17 protein-coding genes are annotated in these 15,742 nt (G+C 39.0%); 2 read left to right on the plus strand and 15 right to left on the minus strand.

Translation table 11 applies throughout. The annotated features are described in order from the left end of the window. Positions 1-9: 9 nt before the first annotated feature. Both ACTVAI_RS00895 and ACTVAI_RS00900 read right to left on the minus strand, forming a co-directional pair. Positions 10-1,200, minus strand: coding sequence for an AI-2E family transporter (locus ACTVAI_RS00895; protein ID WP_443473970.1), 1,191 nt, complete (start codon positions 1,198-1,200; stop codon positions 10-12). 18 nt (positions 1,201-1,218) lie between these two features. Beyond that, on the minus strand, positions 1,219-1,584 hold the full coding sequence (locus ACTVAI_RS00900; protein ID WP_443473969.1) for a PTS glucitol/sorbitol transporter subunit IIA: 366 nt from the start codon (positions 1,582-1,584) through the stop codon (positions 1,219-1,221). A 114-nt stretch (positions 1,585-1,698) separates the two neighbouring features. Between ACTVAI_RS00900 and ACTVAI_RS00905 the strand changes: the two genes are divergently transcribed. Beyond that, positions 1,699-2,724 (plus strand): lactonase family protein, encoded by a 1,026-nt coding sequence (locus tag ACTVAI_RS00905; RefSeq protein ID WP_443485679.1) that lies wholly within the window; start codon positions 1,699-1,701, stop codon positions 2,722-2,724. Positions 2,725-2,778: 54 nt separating this feature from the next. On the opposite strand, the gene ACTVAI_RS00910 is transcribed toward ACTVAI_RS00905, so the two are convergent. Further along, complete coding sequence (locus ACTVAI_RS00910) at positions 2,779-3,282, minus strand: PTS sugar transporter subunit IIA (protein WP_443485680.1); 504 nt, start codon at positions 3,280-3,282, stop codon at positions 2,779-2,781. Positions 3,283-3,384: 102 nt separating this feature from the next. Further along, entirely contained in the window at positions 3,385-4,755 is a 1,371-nt protein-coding gene (locus tag ACTVAI_RS00915; protein WP_443485681.1) for an aspartate kinase, read from the minus strand. A gap of 191 nt (positions 4,756-4,946) precedes the next feature. Here ACTVAI_RS00915 and ACTVAI_RS00920 point away from each other — a divergent pair, with 191 nt between their 5' ends. Continuing rightward, positions 4,947-5,309 carry a DUF4828 domain-containing protein gene (locus ACTVAI_RS00920; protein WP_443473965.1) on the plus strand — a complete coding sequence of 121 codons (363 nt, stop codon included), beginning with the start codon at positions 4,947-4,949 and terminating at the stop codon, positions 5,307-5,309. A 48-nt stretch (positions 5,310-5,357) separates the two neighbouring features. Here ACTVAI_RS00920 and ACTVAI_RS00925 read toward each other — a convergent pair whose 3' ends face one another. From ACTVAI_RS00925 to smc, 11 genes are all read right to left on the minus strand, one after another. Next, positions 5,358-5,789 (minus strand): hypothetical protein, encoded by a 432-nt coding sequence (locus ACTVAI_RS00925; RefSeq protein ID WP_443473964.1) that lies wholly within the window; start codon positions 5,787-5,789, stop codon positions 5,358-5,360. 95 nt (positions 5,790-5,884) lie between these two features. Then, a complete protein-coding gene (gene rplS / locus ACTVAI_RS00930) occupies positions 5,885-6,229 on the minus strand; it encodes a 50S ribosomal protein L19 (protein WP_443473963.1) in 345 nt (114 codons plus the stop codon). Between the two features lie 144 nt (positions 6,230-6,373). Next, positions 6,374-7,111, minus strand: coding sequence for a tRNA (guanosine(37)-N1)-methyltransferase TrmD (trmD, locus tag ACTVAI_RS00935; RefSeq protein WP_443473962.1), 738 nt, complete (start codon positions 7,109-7,111; stop codon positions 6,374-6,376). Next, positions 7,108-7,626, minus strand: a complete 519-nt coding sequence (gene rimM / locus ACTVAI_RS00940; protein WP_443473961.1) for a ribosome maturation factor RimM — start codon at positions 7,624-7,626, stop codon at positions 7,108-7,110. Before rimM ends, trmD begins: the two co-directional genes overlap by 4 nt. 108 nt (positions 7,627-7,734) lie before the next feature. After that, positions 7,735-7,983, minus strand: a complete 249-nt coding sequence (locus ACTVAI_RS00945; protein WP_443473960.1) for a KH domain-containing protein — start codon at positions 7,981-7,983, stop codon at positions 7,735-7,737. A 54-nt stretch (positions 7,984-8,037) separates the two neighbouring features. Continuing rightward, entirely contained in the window at positions 8,038-8,310 is a 273-nt protein-coding gene (rpsP, locus tag ACTVAI_RS00950; RefSeq protein ID WP_443473959.1) for a 30S ribosomal protein S16, read from the minus strand. An 87-nt stretch (positions 8,311-8,397) separates the two neighbouring features. After that, entirely contained in the window at positions 8,398-9,813 is a 1,416-nt protein-coding gene (gene ffh / locus ACTVAI_RS00955) for a signal recognition particle protein (protein ID WP_443473958.1), read from the minus strand. A gap of 23 nt (positions 9,814-9,836) precedes the next feature. Then, positions 9,837-10,175, minus strand: coding sequence for a putative DNA-binding protein (locus tag ACTVAI_RS00960; protein ID WP_443473957.1), 339 nt, complete (start codon positions 10,173-10,175; stop codon positions 9,837-9,839). Between the two features lie 131 nt (positions 10,176-10,306). Further along, a complete protein-coding gene (gene ftsY / locus ACTVAI_RS00965) occupies positions 10,307-11,323 on the minus strand; it encodes a signal recognition particle-docking protein FtsY (RefSeq protein ID WP_443485682.1) in 1,017 nt (338 codons plus the stop codon). A gap of 21 nt (positions 11,324-11,344) precedes the next feature. Continuing rightward, positions 11,345-12,154 (minus strand): Cof-type HAD-IIB family hydrolase, encoded by an 810-nt coding sequence (locus ACTVAI_RS00970; RefSeq protein ID WP_443473955.1) that lies wholly within the window; start codon positions 12,152-12,154, stop codon positions 11,345-11,347. A 10-nt stretch (positions 12,155-12,164) separates the two neighbouring features. After that, positions 12,165-15,722, minus strand: a complete 3,558-nt coding sequence (smc, locus tag ACTVAI_RS00975; RefSeq protein ID WP_443485683.1) for a chromosome segregation protein SMC — start codon at positions 15,720-15,722, stop codon at positions 12,165-12,167. Positions 15,723-15,742: the final 20 nt, after the last annotated feature.

A 15,742-nucleotide genomic window follows, 5' to 3' on the forward strand; every position in this document is an offset into this window, starting at 1 on the left:
CTAAATCCGTTATATTTCTTCCGTTTCGATAAAGGATTCCTCTTCTTTCTCATCATCATCCTCATGATACAAACCGGATTCAGATTTATACCATTCAAAAACATGCATAAAAATCACTTTCAAAACAGCATATCCGGGAATCCCTAAAACGAATCCCACAATTCCAAATAATTTCCCAGCTGTAAGGAGTACAATCATGATTGTAACCGGATGGATTGATAAATTACTCCCCAATACTTGCGGTGAGATGACCCGCCCTTCTATAAACTGTTCAATACTGAAAACTATCAAGACCTGAATCAACATCCAGGGCGAATCTACCAGCGCTACAAAAATCGCCGGAACCATTGCGATAAACGATCCCAAATAAGGAATGATATTCAAAAAGCCAGCCGTAATCCCCAAGACAATTCCATAATTTAAATCAATAATAGAATAACCGATTACAAACATAATTCCGACAAACGTTGCCACGATAATTTGTCCCCGAACATACTGACTTACCTGTAAATTGATTTTAGTCATCAAGTCCCCTAAGGAATCACGGTGGCGGTTAGGAATGAGGCGTAAAATAGCTTGAGGAAACTTTTCCCCTTCCTTCAATAAATAATATAAAATGATTGGCATAGTAATCAGCCCTACAAACACGTTGGCTACTATACCAACAAAACCACTTAGCCACGAACCCGTATTAGCTAAAAAGTTATTGGCCCACTCGGTAATATAATTTAAAATATCGGTATTGAAATCAGTGAATTGTTGTTGAATGTCGACGAACCAATCATAATTGAAAAGGTTAAGGAACATGTTGTTGATTGTCACCCAGTACTGTGGGAAATCCTCTATAAATCCTAATGTTTGATCACGGATTACAGGAATCAAAATAGCAATTCCCCAAATCACCAAAATAACTAAAGCAATAAATGCAATCGCAATTGCAAGAACACGGTTCATACCTTTATTAGTTGCCCATTGAACAAAGGGATTCATGAGGTAATAGAGAATACCACTCAAAACCAAAGGAAAACCTAAAATACTAAAGAAACTTCCTATTGGCTGCAACATGTATGAGACTTTAGAAAAAACAAGCAGGATTAGCATAACCAGTAGGATAATCAATAATGACGTTACGAGTTTATTGTTCAGAATCCATTTTTCAAACCAGGATAATCGTCTTTGACGAACTAAATTTCTTGCCATAAGCTATCCCCTACATTCTTATTGTTTTTTTGATACGTATTGTATCATCATTCCCAGCTCTATTTTAGGTAACTGATGTGGAGTCAAATAAACGCTTGTTTCAATGAAATGTTCCGGATCGAATTCATCGAAAACAAAAGTTACGTGCCCCAATTCCACTAAATTCGCACCAACATTCTCCCCCACGTAGGATACGGTATAGATTTGGTCTCCGAAGTGAACTTCATCGTTTATATGAAATACGAAAGCAGATACTTCCTCTTCAAATGCTTGTAAAATTGAAACATCACGGATTGCTTCCGTCGCATTTTCACCAAAAAGAACCAAAATCCGTTCATTTGTGCTTATTGCATCCTTACCTATATGCATTACTTTACTTTTCATCGAATGACTCCTTCATTAAAATTGATACTTTCATTTTAGCATATCTAATCTTCAAAACGTGCTTTGTTTGTTATACTTATACTAAGTAAAAAATATTTTAGGAGGAAATCTCATATGGCACATACTTTATACTTAGGTTCTTATACAAAACGCGAAAGTAAAGGCGTTCATCAAATTACGCTTGATACAGAAAAACACGAGTTAACAGACTATAAGTTGATTGCGGAAGTAGATTCACCTACTTACCTTACTTTCAATGCTGATAAAAGTTCGATGTACACTATCTCCAAAGAAGAAAATGGTAGCGGTCTAACGGCCTTTACCCGCCAAGAAGATGGCCAGTATGTAAAACGGTCATCGAATGCTTCTGAAGCAAGTGCACCTTGTTACATTGCTTTGGATGAAGAACGCGGATTATTATTTACAGCCAGTTATCACGCAGGTTACGTTTCAGTTTACAAAGAATCTGAAGATGGCATGGAACTACTGGATCGCGTCAAGCATGAAGGCAGTAGCGTCCATGAAAACCAGGATGCTCCTCACGTTCACTATACCGATTACACGCCTGACAAAAAATATCTGATGGTTTGCGATTTGGGAACAGACGGAGTCTATAGTTATACTGTTTCTGATGAAGGCAAATTATCAGAAGTAGCGCGTTACCAAGCTCATCCTGGAACAGGGCCACGTCATCTCGTTTTTCATCCAAATGGCCACACCGTTTACCTTCTTGGTGAATTAAGTTGCGAAGTTGAGGTTCTAGAATATGATGAGAATGACGGCAGCTTAACCTATCAAAGCCGAATTTCAATGATTCCCGAGAGCCATACGACTTTTAATAGCGGTGCAGCTATTCGTATCAGCCGGGATGGTAAATACGTGTATGCTTCAAATCGTGGCCATGACTCCATTGTCGTTTATAAAGTTGAGGAAGACTATTCCCTCTCTCTCATTACATACATCCCGACAGAAGGAAAAACACCTCGTGATTTTAACCTCTCTCCGGATGAAGCTTATGTGATTGTTGGTCACCAAGACTCAGATAATTTAACACTTTTTAGCCGAGATGCTGAGAATGGTACTTTAAGCTTACTTCAAAAAGATGTACATGGACCAGAATGCGTATGCATTAAATATTAATGAAGGAACAAAAAACAGCTACTAGCCCAGGCTAGTAACTGTTTTTTTATGTGATTATTTATGTAGCACAGTTCCAACCACGCTTTGCGCCTTCACGACGCCGCTTGCAGTTAATTCAAATGATTGAACTTTGTCCATGTTCGTAATAACAACAACCATCGCACTGTCTTTTCCTGCTTCTGCTAACGCATCCAGGTTACATGTCGCGACATGTGTACCAGCGGTTAAAGTGTCGCCTTCTTTGACATGCGTTTCGAAAGGTTTCCCATTCAGTTCAACCGTGTCCAATCCCATATGCAATAAAATTTCCAGGCCGTTGTCCAGTTGAATTCCCACCGCATGTTTTGTCGGGAATACACTCAATACTTTTCCTTCAACTGGAGAATAAATTTCGCCGTCTGTAGGAATAACTGCATAGCCATCACCCATCATTTTTTGGGAAAAAACTGGATCAGCGACTTCACTTACAGGAACTACACGTCCATTTGCCGGTGCATATAGGTTTTTCTTTTCAAATACTGGTTCTTCTTTTTTGTCTTTCTTAAAAAAGTTAAACATATCGAACGCCACCTTTAATAAATTTAAATCTAAAAAATTAGATTTATTTACTACGTTTAATATAACATATTCAGCTTTTTTTTCCTATTTATCCGGATAAAACTAAAATGAATTCGAATCTTCATCCTGGAAAAATGCATCATAAATAACTTTCACTGCCGTTGCTTCTTGGTCTTCTTCGATACCAAACATGATACTGATTTCTGAAGAACCTTGGTTAATCATTATCAGGTTTACTCCCGCATCTGCCAGCGCTTGGGCTGCACGCGCCGTAGTACCCACTGAGGAAACCATTCCCTCACCAACCAGCATAATCAAACAAAGATTTGCTTCCATGTGAACATCATCCGCTTTTAGCTCATTTTGAAGACGATATAAGAGCGCAGCTTGTTTGCCAGGAGTTAATTGAGCCCGACGCAATACTATCGTCATGTCATCAACACCTGAAGGAATGTGTTCAATGCTTAGACTTAACTCTTCAAATATCTGAGCAAGTTTGCGGATAAAACCGAGTTCCCTGTTCATCAAATATTTCGTAATATGGATACTGACAAATCCTGATGAACTCGCAATTCCCGATAAAATACGTTTGTTTTTAGGCCGTGTCCGGGTAATCAAGGTTCCCTCACCATCTGGTCTATTGGTGTTTTTTACATGCACAGGAATGCTTGCATTAAAAGCTGGCTGCAATGCTTCATCATGGAAAACAGAGAAACCCGAATATGAAAGTTCACGCATCTCTGAATACGTGAGATGGTGGATTTTCTCTGGATTACTTATATGGTTGGGATTAGCAGCATAAATAGCATCTACATCCGTAAAGTTTTCGTACAAGTCTGCTTTTACACCGTTTGCGACAATCGCTCCCGTAATATCCGATCCCCCACGAGAAAAAGTGATTATTTCTTCTCTTTCGTTATAACCGAAGAACCCAGGTATGATAAGGACCTCTTCGAATTCACGTAAGCGATACAAATAATTATAAGACTCTGGCAGAATACTTGCATTTCCAGGTTGGCTTGTTACATAAATACCCGCTTCTTTTGGATTTACATATCGAGCTTTCAAACCAGATTCTGTAAAATAAGCAGCTATCAATTTTGCGTGATTGTCTTCTCCGCTGGCTTTAAAAGCATCTTCCAAGAGCTCCGGACTTCTGAATGAAGTTGCCAATAATTTTTGAAAATGTTTTTTTATCATTGTCATTACATCCGACTGCAATCCCAGTTCGTCCGCGATTTCTTGATAGCGATTCAATATACTGGTGTAAACTTGGCCATAATCTTCATCATTGATTATCGCTTGCGCAAAAGCAATTAACTGATCTGTTACTTTCGTATCTTCAGAATTACGCTTTCCTGGAGCAGATACGACTACAATTCTTCTTGTTGGGTCATTCTCTATGATTGCTAATACTTTCTTTAATTGCGTTCCACTCGCTAAAGAGCTTCCGCCGAATTTTACAACTTTCATTTGATTACCTCTTTGTTTTGTCTTTTTTAATCTTTCTCTCATTTGTGTTACAGTTAGAATAGCATGCACCATTTGGAACTGCAATGAAAAAATAAAAATAATTTGTAATCATTTTGTATTATTCCATCCCTAGTATTTTCAAAAAAAAAAGATATACTTAGCTAGAATGAATTGAAAAGGATGACGATGACGTGAATTTTAAAATGATACGCAAACAATTATTGGTTATACTCTCTCTTTTTATCGGTATCACACCTTTTTTAGCAAAAATGAATAGTCCGAAAACAAAAGCGACGTCCCACAAACCACTTTCTCTCTTTGACTTAGCAGGTGAATGGATATCCGACGAAGATACTGTTTTGATGGTCAAGGATGATGCAAGCGTATATCTTAATGATCTCCCCATCCAATTGATTCGCAAAGATTCCCAACAAAATCTGCTGATACTTCAAGATAAGTTCGGATACAATATTACCATTACAAAAATCGATGAAAATAAACTTACATTCCATGACGAAGTTGAGGATGCTACGTTCATTTTCCATAAAAAATAGTATATAAAGAGGGTGAGACTTTTTGTCTCACCCTCGCTTTTTTATCGTTTATTCCGCAACGGGAGTAATTATTTTTTCAATTTCTTCTACAACCAGTTTTGCAATATTGGAACCAATAACGAGTTGTTCATATAAAGGACGAACGTCTTCCGTCGTTTTCCCCATTGCTTTCATATAAATCTCACCGTCTCCGGCCAGACATACTCTATAGTAAAAAGTTTTAGTATTGTTTAATTCATTCATTACTTCCAAAACTTTATCTTTATCTGCATAGTTGGTTAAATAGGCCAATCGTTTAAAGCTGATTTGGAAATCGACCATATCCTCACCATTGACAATTACAACGCCAAACGGGACACGTTTACCTGGAGCGATCTGGAATGTCCCTTGATAAAGAGATTGATTATTAGGAATTTCTTGTCTTTTTAAGGGTAATTTTTTTTCAGCAAATAATTTTTCGATTTCTTCTAAAATTTTCAATATATTAGCTCCCTTCCTTTTTACTAATCAAGTATAGCATAATCAGGATAAAACAAAAAGAGCCAGCGAACTGGCTCTTTGATGTTGAATTCGTATTAACGACGACGTTCTGGAATACGAGCTGCTTTTCCGTGTAATGCACGTAAGTAGTACAATTTTGCACGACGTACTTTACCGAAACGAACAACTTCGATTTTAGCAACACGTGGAGTGTGGATTGGGAAAGTACGTTCAACTCCAACACCGTTAGAAATCTTACGAACTGTATAAGTTTCGCTGATTCCAACACCACGACGTTTGATTACAACGCCTTCGAAAAGTTGGATACGTTCTCTCTCACCCTCAACAACACGAGCGTGTACACGTACTGTATCTCCAGGACGGAATTCAGGAATGTCACTACGTAGTTGTTCTTGAGTAATTTTATCGATTAGATTCATATCTATTTCTCCTTCCAACAAATATTCATGCATAGTCTTTTACCTATCAGCGGAATATCGTTATCTTGGGACAGTCTCCCGTCCACTCGTAAGAGTTTATCATAATTATAAAGACCTGTAAAGTGTTTTTCATTGACAAACTTATTATTTTTCTTCGTTTTTAAATTCTTCCAACCATTTCTCTTGTTGCTTGGTTAACACAATAGAATCCAGCATATCCGGGCGTTTTAGCCATGTTTTGCGCAATGATTCTTTGTCTTGCCATTCCGCTATTTTCGCATGATTTCCGCTGACCAGAACGTCAGGTACTTCCATTCCACGAAAGTCGCGTGGACGCGTGTATTGCGGATGTTCCAGCAATCCCGTTGAGAAAGAATCCGTCTGATTAGACAACGTGTTGCCCAACGTTTCCGGAAGTAAGCGCACAACGCTATCAATGATAACCATAGCACTTAGCTCTCCGCCCGTTAAAATGAAATCCCCGATTGAAATTTCATCTGTGATAAACGCCTTTATGCGTTCATCATAACCTTCATAGTGGCCACAAATGAAAACTAAATGCTCTTCTTGGGCCAATTCCTCAGCTAAAGCCTGATCATATTTTTTCCCAGCTGGATCCATCAATATAATCCGTTTTTTTGTTTCAGGATACTTTGATTCGATGTTGCCAATGGCATCCACAATTGGTTGTGCTTTCAGCAACATACCGGCTCCGCCACCAAATGGATAATCATCAACGGTTTTATGTTTGTTATCAGCAAATTCACGAAAGTTTGTCGTTTCGATTGTAACGATTTCTTTTTCGGCAGCCTTGCCAATGATTGAATCCGTCATGGGGCCTTCAAACATATTAGGAAAAAGTGTCAGTACATCAATTCTCATTCTTCCAGCATTCCTTCCAATGGGGTTGCCACAGCATATCCTTCAGCCACATTCACTTCCTGGATGACATCTTTGATATAAGGCAATAGTAAATCTTTTTTACCTTTTCTTTGAACAACCCAAACATCATTTGAACCTAATGGAAGAATTTCCTTAATTTTACCAAGAACTTCGCCTGATTCTAATTTCACTTCCAAACCGATTATTTCATGGAAATAAAATTCTTCTTCATCAAGATCATGTAAAGCATCGGCAGCAACTTTTAATGTACCGCCTTTATATATCTCAACATCTTCAATTCGGTTTTTACCTTCAAACGTCAGCAAATCGAAATTTTTATGTTTACGGTGGCTTTTTACAATTAATTCAATAGGTTCTTTACCTTCTTGAAACAGCATCAAACTGGAACCTTTTTTATATCTTTTTTCAGCGAAATCTGTGACAGAAATGACACGGACCTCACCTTTTAGTCCTTGGGTATTTACAATATTACCGACACTAAAATATTGTTCCATGCTTCCACCTCTTTCCCGGTATTTTGATACAAAAAAAGGGACAGATCAACTATAACATTGAATGTCCGCTTTGTTTTGTATGTTTGACAAGTGTTTTACAAACGCTCTTTAGTTGTTGCCGCCGTCAATGACGAGGCGAACACGCTTGGATTGTTTTGTTCGTACACTGTATACGATTGTCCGAATTGCTTTCGCAACACGTCCTTGTTTACCAATGACGCGACCGACGTCTTCAGGATTGACTTTCAAATGATATTCAAAAAACTCATTGGTCTCTTTAATTTCAATTGAAACTTCATCCTTGTTTTCAACGAGCGGTGTAATCATGGTTAGAATCAATTCTTTAATATCAGGCATGTAATCCACCATCCTTTTGGTAATTTCAATGCTACTGACTACTTACCGAATAGCTTATTTAGCTGATTTGGAATCGTGGAATTTCTTCATGATACCTTCTTGTGAAAGTAGGTTTCTTACTGTATCAGAAGGTTGTGCACCATTAGCCAACCATTTCAATACTAGTTCTTCATCAAATTTTACTTCAGCTGGTTCTACAACTGGGTTGTAAGTACCTACTTTTTCGATGAAACGACCGTCACGTGGAGCGCGAGAATCTGCTACAACCACACGGTAAAAAGGATTTCTTTTAGAACCCATACGTTTTAGACGAATTTTTACTGCCATTCTTAAATACACCTCCAATTTCTAAATCTCACAAATGATATAATACCAGTTTAAGATAAGCTTGTAAAGTATTTTTTCTTTACAGGGTTATTTTTTTTTCTTTTTCTTCTTTTTGCCCATTTTCCGGGACATTTGTTTCATTGCCAATTGGCCTAATTTGCCTTTTGGCCCGTTGCCCATCAAGCCTTCCAAGCCACTAAAATTCCCTTTAGACATCTTGTTCATCATGCTACGGGATTCATTAAACTGCTTGATCAAGCGGTTTACTTCCGCTAAATTACGGCCTGAACCTTTCGCAATCCGACGACGTCTACTTTGGGATAACATATCAGGATTTTCACGTTCTTCATTGGTCATGGAAAGAACAATTGCCTTCATGTGTGCCATGTCTTTTGGATCAATTTTCATCTGGTCAAGGCCTGGTACTTGACTCATACCTGGAATCATCTTCAATAAATCTTCCAGAGGTCCCATACTTGTTACTTGGTCCATTTGGTCGATAAAATCGTTGAAATCAAATGTATTTTCACGAATTTTCTCTGCCATTTCTTTCGCTTTGTCTTCATCAAAATCTTGTTGTGCTTTTTCAATCAGGGTAAGCATATCACCCATTCCCAAGATTCGAGAAGCCATACGGTCGGGATAGAACGGCTCGATATCATCAAGTTTCTCGCCTTGTCCGGTAAATTTAATAGGTTTTCCTGTTACAGAACGAATGGATAAAGCAGAACCACCACGTGTGTCCCCATCCAATTTAGTCAGGATAACCCCGGTTATACCAAGTTGCTCATTAAAGGATTGTGCTACGTTAACAGCGTCTTGACCTGTCATGGCATCAACAGTAAACAGAATTTCATCCGGTTGAATCGCAGCTTTAATATTCTGCAATTCAGTCATCAAAACTTCGTCAACATGCAAACGACCTGCCGTATCAATGATGACAAGGTCGCGACCTGTCATGCGTGCTTCTTCTACCGCTTCTCGGGCAATATCAACTGGATTGGCTTCTGTACCTTTTGCATAGACAGGAAAGTCAAGTTGCTTCCCAATCGTTTGCAATTGATCAATTGCCGCTGGACGATAAACGTCAGCTGCTGCTAACATCGGACGCTTGTTTTCGCGTTTCTTCATGTAATTGGCTAATTTACCAGCAGTTGTTGTTTTACCTGCCCCTTGAAGACCAACCATCATCACAACTGTCGGTGGTTTTTTCGAGAAAATAAATGGTTCTTGTTCGCCACCCATCAACTCGGTTAACTCTTCGTTTACGATTTTTACAACTTGTTGTGCCGGTGATAAAGATTCCAACACGTCTGATCCCAACGCACGTTCATTTACCTTACGAACGAAATCTTTTACTACTTTAAAGTTAACGTCGGCCTCTAATAAAGCAAGACGGACTTCACGCATCATTTCTTTTAAATCGGCTTCGGTAATCTTACCTTTCTTGCCAATTTTTGTCATTGCGCCCTGAAGACGCTCAGATAAACCTTCAAATGCCATACTATCGCTCACATCCTTTTTATTTACTCGTCGATTGATTCTAGTTGATGAATCATTCTACTTAGCTCATTATCACTGGGATATTTTTCACTATTGTATACTTTCAGTTGGTCCAATAACTCGCGACGCATCAAGAAATCTTCAACCAAATGTAGCTTGTTTTCATAATCGGTTAAAATTTTCTCGGTCCGTTTGATGTTATCATAAACTGCCTGGCGGCTTACTTCAAATTCATCGGCAATTTCTCCAAGTGAATAGTCATCCCCATAGTAAAGCGAGAGATAGCCTTTTTGCTTTGTAGTAAGCAAAACACCATAAAATTCAAACAAAGTATTCATATAGTTTGTTTTTTCAAGTTCCATTTTCGGCCTCCTATCTCCCTTCACCTGTCAAGGTAAAGACTTTACATCACCCTTTAGAATACCCAGTAAATAGCGAAAAGTCAATATAAAACAGAAAAAAGAGACGGCTTTTGCCACCTCTTATCTGGATTCTATGCTTTCTTTTCAACTAAATCTTTAACAAGTCCGTAAATGTATTGCTCAGGATCAAATGCCTGTAAATCATTCATGCCTTCACCCAACCCCACAAACTTAACCGGGATTTCCATTTCCTGACGGATAGCAAGGATAACCCCACCTTTTGCCGTCCCATCCAATTTAGTCAAAATCAGGCCAGTAACATTTGTTGTCTCTTTAAATTGTTTGGCTTGAATTAAGGCATTTTGTCCGGTGGTTGCATCCAGAACCAATAACGTTTCCGATGCCCCGCCTGGAATTTCCCGCTCAATGATCCGGTTAATTTTCTCAAGTTCTTTCATCAAGTTAACTTTGTTTTGCAACCGCCCTGCTGTATCGATCAACAAATAATCATAATTACCTGATTGCCCTTTTTTCAAAGCATCAAATACAACTGAAGCAGGATCAGATTTAGCGTTTGAAGTCACTACATCCACACCCACACGTTCAGCCCATACTTCCAGTTGCTCGATTGCACCGGCACGGAAAGTATCCCCTGCAGCCAATAAGACTTTTTTGCCTTCGTTTTTCAATTTATAGGCGTATTTACCAATCGTGGTTGTTTTACCTACACCGTTAACACCTACAAACAAAACAACTGTTAAACCTTCTGGATTTTCTTTGATTGTTGGCAAACCTGTTTGACCTTTTTCGTAAATATCAACCATGGTTTCAACAATTAAATTCTTGACTTGCTCGCCCGTACGTGTTGGTTTCACACGCATCTCTTCACGGATAACATCCGATATAGCGATGGTCATATCAAAACCGACATCGGCAGAAATAAGTACTTCCTCTAAATCGTCAAAGAAATCTTCGTCCACTTCCCGGAAGCCCGCAAATAACTCATTGATTTTATCTGAAAAACTTTTACGGGTTTTTTCCATCCCTTTATCGAACTTATCAATGACTATGCGCTTCTCTTCGTTTACCGGTTCCTGTGTGACATCTTCCCCGGTAAAGGCACGTTTAATGCGATCAAATAACCCCATAGCACTCACATCCTTTTTATTTTATAGTACAAATTGGTGAATGGCGTGAGCAACGCCATCTTCATCATTTGTTTTAGTGATAAATGTCGCTTTTTCTTTAATCGCTGTAGTGGCATTGCCCATTGCAACGGCTACACCAGCATAATCGAACATAGCTGAATCATTTTCTTCATCGCCACATATCATCACTTCATCTGCAGTATACCCCATTAAATCACATAAGCGGGCAATTCCGCTCCCTTTATCAACTTCTGGATGCATGATTTCATAAAGCAAAGGACGTGATTTCATCGTAGAAAATTGTTCATGGAAGGCTGCTGGAATTTGGGCAATAGCTTGATCCAGATAGTCCGGATCGGTACAGAAGACAACTTTATTGAATTGATGGGTGTCCTCAAAAGAATCAATGCTTCGTTCCACAAATGGCAAACTTGCGCTCATCAAAGTTGGATAGAGTGATTCTCGTCCAACCGGATAAGCAGGCTCATAAACATAATTCAAATCAAGCATGTTCATTGGCAAAGCCAAGTCTTGGCTCAATTGATATATCGTTTTGATGTCTTGATAAGACAATGTTTTTTGCGATAAAACCTTGGAGTCATGGTTTCTTTGCACAAGCCCCCCGTTATAGGTGATAGAGAAATCTTCCGCACCCAAAAGGTTTAATTCATCGACATAACGCTTGATTCCAAGTAAAGGTCTCCCTGAACAAAGGACTACTTTTACACCTTTGGCTACTGCCAAACGGATTGCTTCTTTATTTACATCACTAATGCTCTTTTGGGTACTTAACAAAGTACCGTCTAAATCGAGTGCGATTAATTTAATCATTCAAATACTCCTATTCTTCTTCGTACTCCCCAAATTTTACGGATGCAAGGCGGGAAACACCAGAGTCTTGCATGGTCACACCATACAAAACATCCGCTTCTTCCATCGTCCCTTTTCTGTGGGTGATCACAATGAATTGCGTTTCCTTTTCAAATGAGGCCAGGTATTTCCCGAACCTCACGACATTTGCTTCATCCAAAGCTGCTTCCACTTCATCCAGGATACAAAATGGCACTGGCGAAACTTCAATAATCGCGAATAATAAAGCAATAGCTGTAAATGCTTTTTCCCCACCGGATAATAAACTTAACTGTTGAAGTTTCTTTCCTGGCGGCTGGGCAATAATTTCTATTCCTGTTTCCAGAATATTATTCTCGTCCGACAACGCAATGGTTGCCTTACCGCCACCAAATAATTTCGGAAACGTCTTTTCAAACTGTTCCTTAATTGCATTAAAGGTGGTTAAGAAGCGTTGGGACACTTCTTCATCCATTTCCTCCATTGTATCCAGTAACGACTGCCTTGCGGTCAGGAGATCCGTTTGCTGTTGCTTCAAGAAATCATAGCGTTCTGCAATACGGTTATATTCTTCTATCGCAGCCATATTGATTGGCCCCAAGTCGGTTATTTCCTTTTTCAAGGTATTAACGGCTATTTTAGCTTCCGTCTCTGGCATAGTCAATGTATACGTGCTTACCGCAGCTTCATAATTCAAGCCATATGCCTCATTCAACCGATTCAGATGATGATCGATGGATGATTCCAACCGACCAGCCTGACTCTCAAATCTGGCTAATTTTTCCAATTCTGCCTGGATGTTCGCAGATAATTGATTTAATTCATTGTTCTTGGCTTCGGATTGTTCATCCAGATTATGTTTTTTCGTACGCTTATCATCCATAACCGAATCGAGTTCATCTTTACGCTTGTAGGCCTGTTCCAAACTTTGTAAAACTTCCTCAACAGTCTGGAATTCGTTCGTTTCTTGTTTTGATACAAGTTCGATGTTTTCTTCGATGGCCTGAATGGTCATTTTTTCTTTACTGATAATTTCCTGCGCTGCATCTATATCCCGGCGGAGTTGTTTTTCTTGCTCTTTTAATACTGCTAATTCTTGTTGCTTTTGACTCAATTCACTTTGGATCTTCTGTAATAACTTTTGGCGTTCCTCTTCATTCATGGTTGAATCGGCCATATCTTGTTTTAATCGCTCAACTTCAACAGCCAAATTATCTCTTTGCTTCCGTGCTTGTGCGAGAATGGTTTCAACTTCTTCATGCTGTTGATTGATTTGTTTCTGTTCAAAAACCTCGGCAGCATATTCTTTTTGTAAATCCTTTAGCAGCTCTTGCTCACGACTGAAGTTTTCTTTGACTTTTTCAAGTTCAAAAGCAACTTGACGAGTCTGACTTTGTAACGTTTCTTTCAGCTGTTGTGCTCCTTCAACTTCTACCGAGAGAGCTTGATGTTTTTGTTCCAACTGTTGGTATTCCCTTGTTTTTTCTTCAATGAAAACCGTCAGTTTTTCAATGCTGTTCTTGCGGCTGAAAACGGAATTTCCTTGTTGACGTTTAGTGGCGCCCCCTGTCATTGAGCCGCCAGCGTGGATAACATCACCATCCAGGGAAACAATTCGGAAGCGATTATCTAAGCTTTTAGCAATCGCCAAACCGGAATCCAAGTCTTGGGAAATAATAGTCGTACCAAGTAGATTAGCCGCAATTTCGGCATAAGTCGGTTCATATGAAATTAATTCAGACCCTATCCCAATAAATCCGGGCTGGTTTTTTAAGTCATGTTTCACATAATCCGGTATCTGCCGTCCTTTGATGACCGTAAGGGGATAAAAGGTCGCTCTACCCAAGCGATTTGCTTTCAGTACTTGGATCGCTTTCGAGGCTGTTTGCGGATTATCAACGACAATATTTTGAATGGCGTTGCCTAAAGCCGTATCAATAGCCAAAGTATAGGTTTCCGGAACCTGGAATAACTCACCGACCGGTCCGTGGATACCTGGTATAACGTCTTTACGTTTAAGTATTTCCTTAACACCTTGGTAATAGCTGGCGTATGAATCTTCCAACTCTTGTTGACTCTCACGTCTTGCTTCAGCTTGTTGAATCGAGCGTACTAATTCATTCAAATGACGATTATATTCAGCAAATGTAGCTTCAGAAGTATTCAGCGTTTCCATAAGCTTTTGGAGTTTTTTATCCGTATTAGCTTGCTCAGATGTTTTTTGTTTAATAATTTGCGTATCTCTTTCAACGGCTGATTGAGACTGTTCGATTTTATCTTTTAGTTCTTTAAGCCTTTTTATCAAAACAGCATTTCGCTCTGTAAGATGTGCATATTCACGTTCATTTTGCAAAATAGTATTTTTGTTCATTGACTGAACTTGAAGCTTTTCAATGTATGTATCCCGTATTTCTTGTAGCCATTGATTCTTATCCTGAGAAAATTGTTTTTCTTTATCTGATAAACTGGTTATCTCACTCTGCAAAGCTTTACGAACGGATGCTTTTTCCTTCAACTCTTTAGAAAGTTCCTCTGCCTTAAGCGTCTCCGTCTCAATCAAATCTTGCTTTTCTTGTAGAATCCGTCCTTGCTCTTCTTTATTTTTTGCAGAAAAATTGGCTTTTTGGGCGAGAATATTCTTCTGTCCTTCTAATTGTTCAATTTTCCGGATAGTCGCCACATATTCATCCTGAAACTCATTCAGCTCCCGATCAAATAATGATGCGTTATGTTTTAGGGCAGCGAGGTCTTCTTTCAAACTGATCTGTTGTTTTTCCTCATTGGCGACTTTTTTCTGATAGCTTTCGATTTCTTTCTTCGAATCTTGCCATAGGTTGTTCAGGTTAGTAATTTCAAAAGCCAACAGTGCAATTTCAATTTTGCTCAATTGGGTGTTTTTTTCCTGATAGGCTAAGGCTGTGTCGCGTTGCTTTCCTAAAGGAATCAACTGATTATCAATTTCATGTAAAATATCCTGAACGCGATTCAAATGATCCATCGTTTCGGTTAATTTTCTTTGCGCACTGGTTTTACGATTTTTATATTTCGCGACTCCCGCAGCATCTTCAAATATTGCGCGACGTTCTTCGGGCTTATTCTGGAAAATTTGTTCAACTTTCCCTTGGGAAATCATGGAAAAGGAATCTTTACCCACGCCTGAATCCATCAACAAATCTGTAATATCTTTTAAGCGACATGGCTTCCGATTGATGAAGCAATCAGAGTCACCATTTCGGTTAATACGCCTTGTAAGACTCACTTCCGAAAAATCAATAGGGAGCGAGCGGTCTTCGTTATTAAATACTAATGTTACTTCTGCTATATTAATCGGTTTTCTCGATTGCGAACCGGCAAAAACGATATCATTCATTTTCTTCCCACGCAGGTTTTTGGCAGATTGCTCCCCTAATACCCAGCGGACAGCTTCAGACAAATTACTCTTGCCACTGCCATTGGGACCCACAATAGCGGTCACGCCTTTATCAAACTCGATAACGGTTTTATCTGCAAAAGACTTAAACCCCGTCATTTCAATTCTTTCTAGATGCAAATAAAACATCCTTTCCCGAT

It is taken from the genome of Jeotgalibaca sp. A127, assembly GCF_052266745.1.
In the GTDB taxonomy this organism is placed as follows: domain Bacteria; phylum Bacillota; class Bacilli; order Lactobacillales; family Aerococcaceae; genus Jeotgalibaca.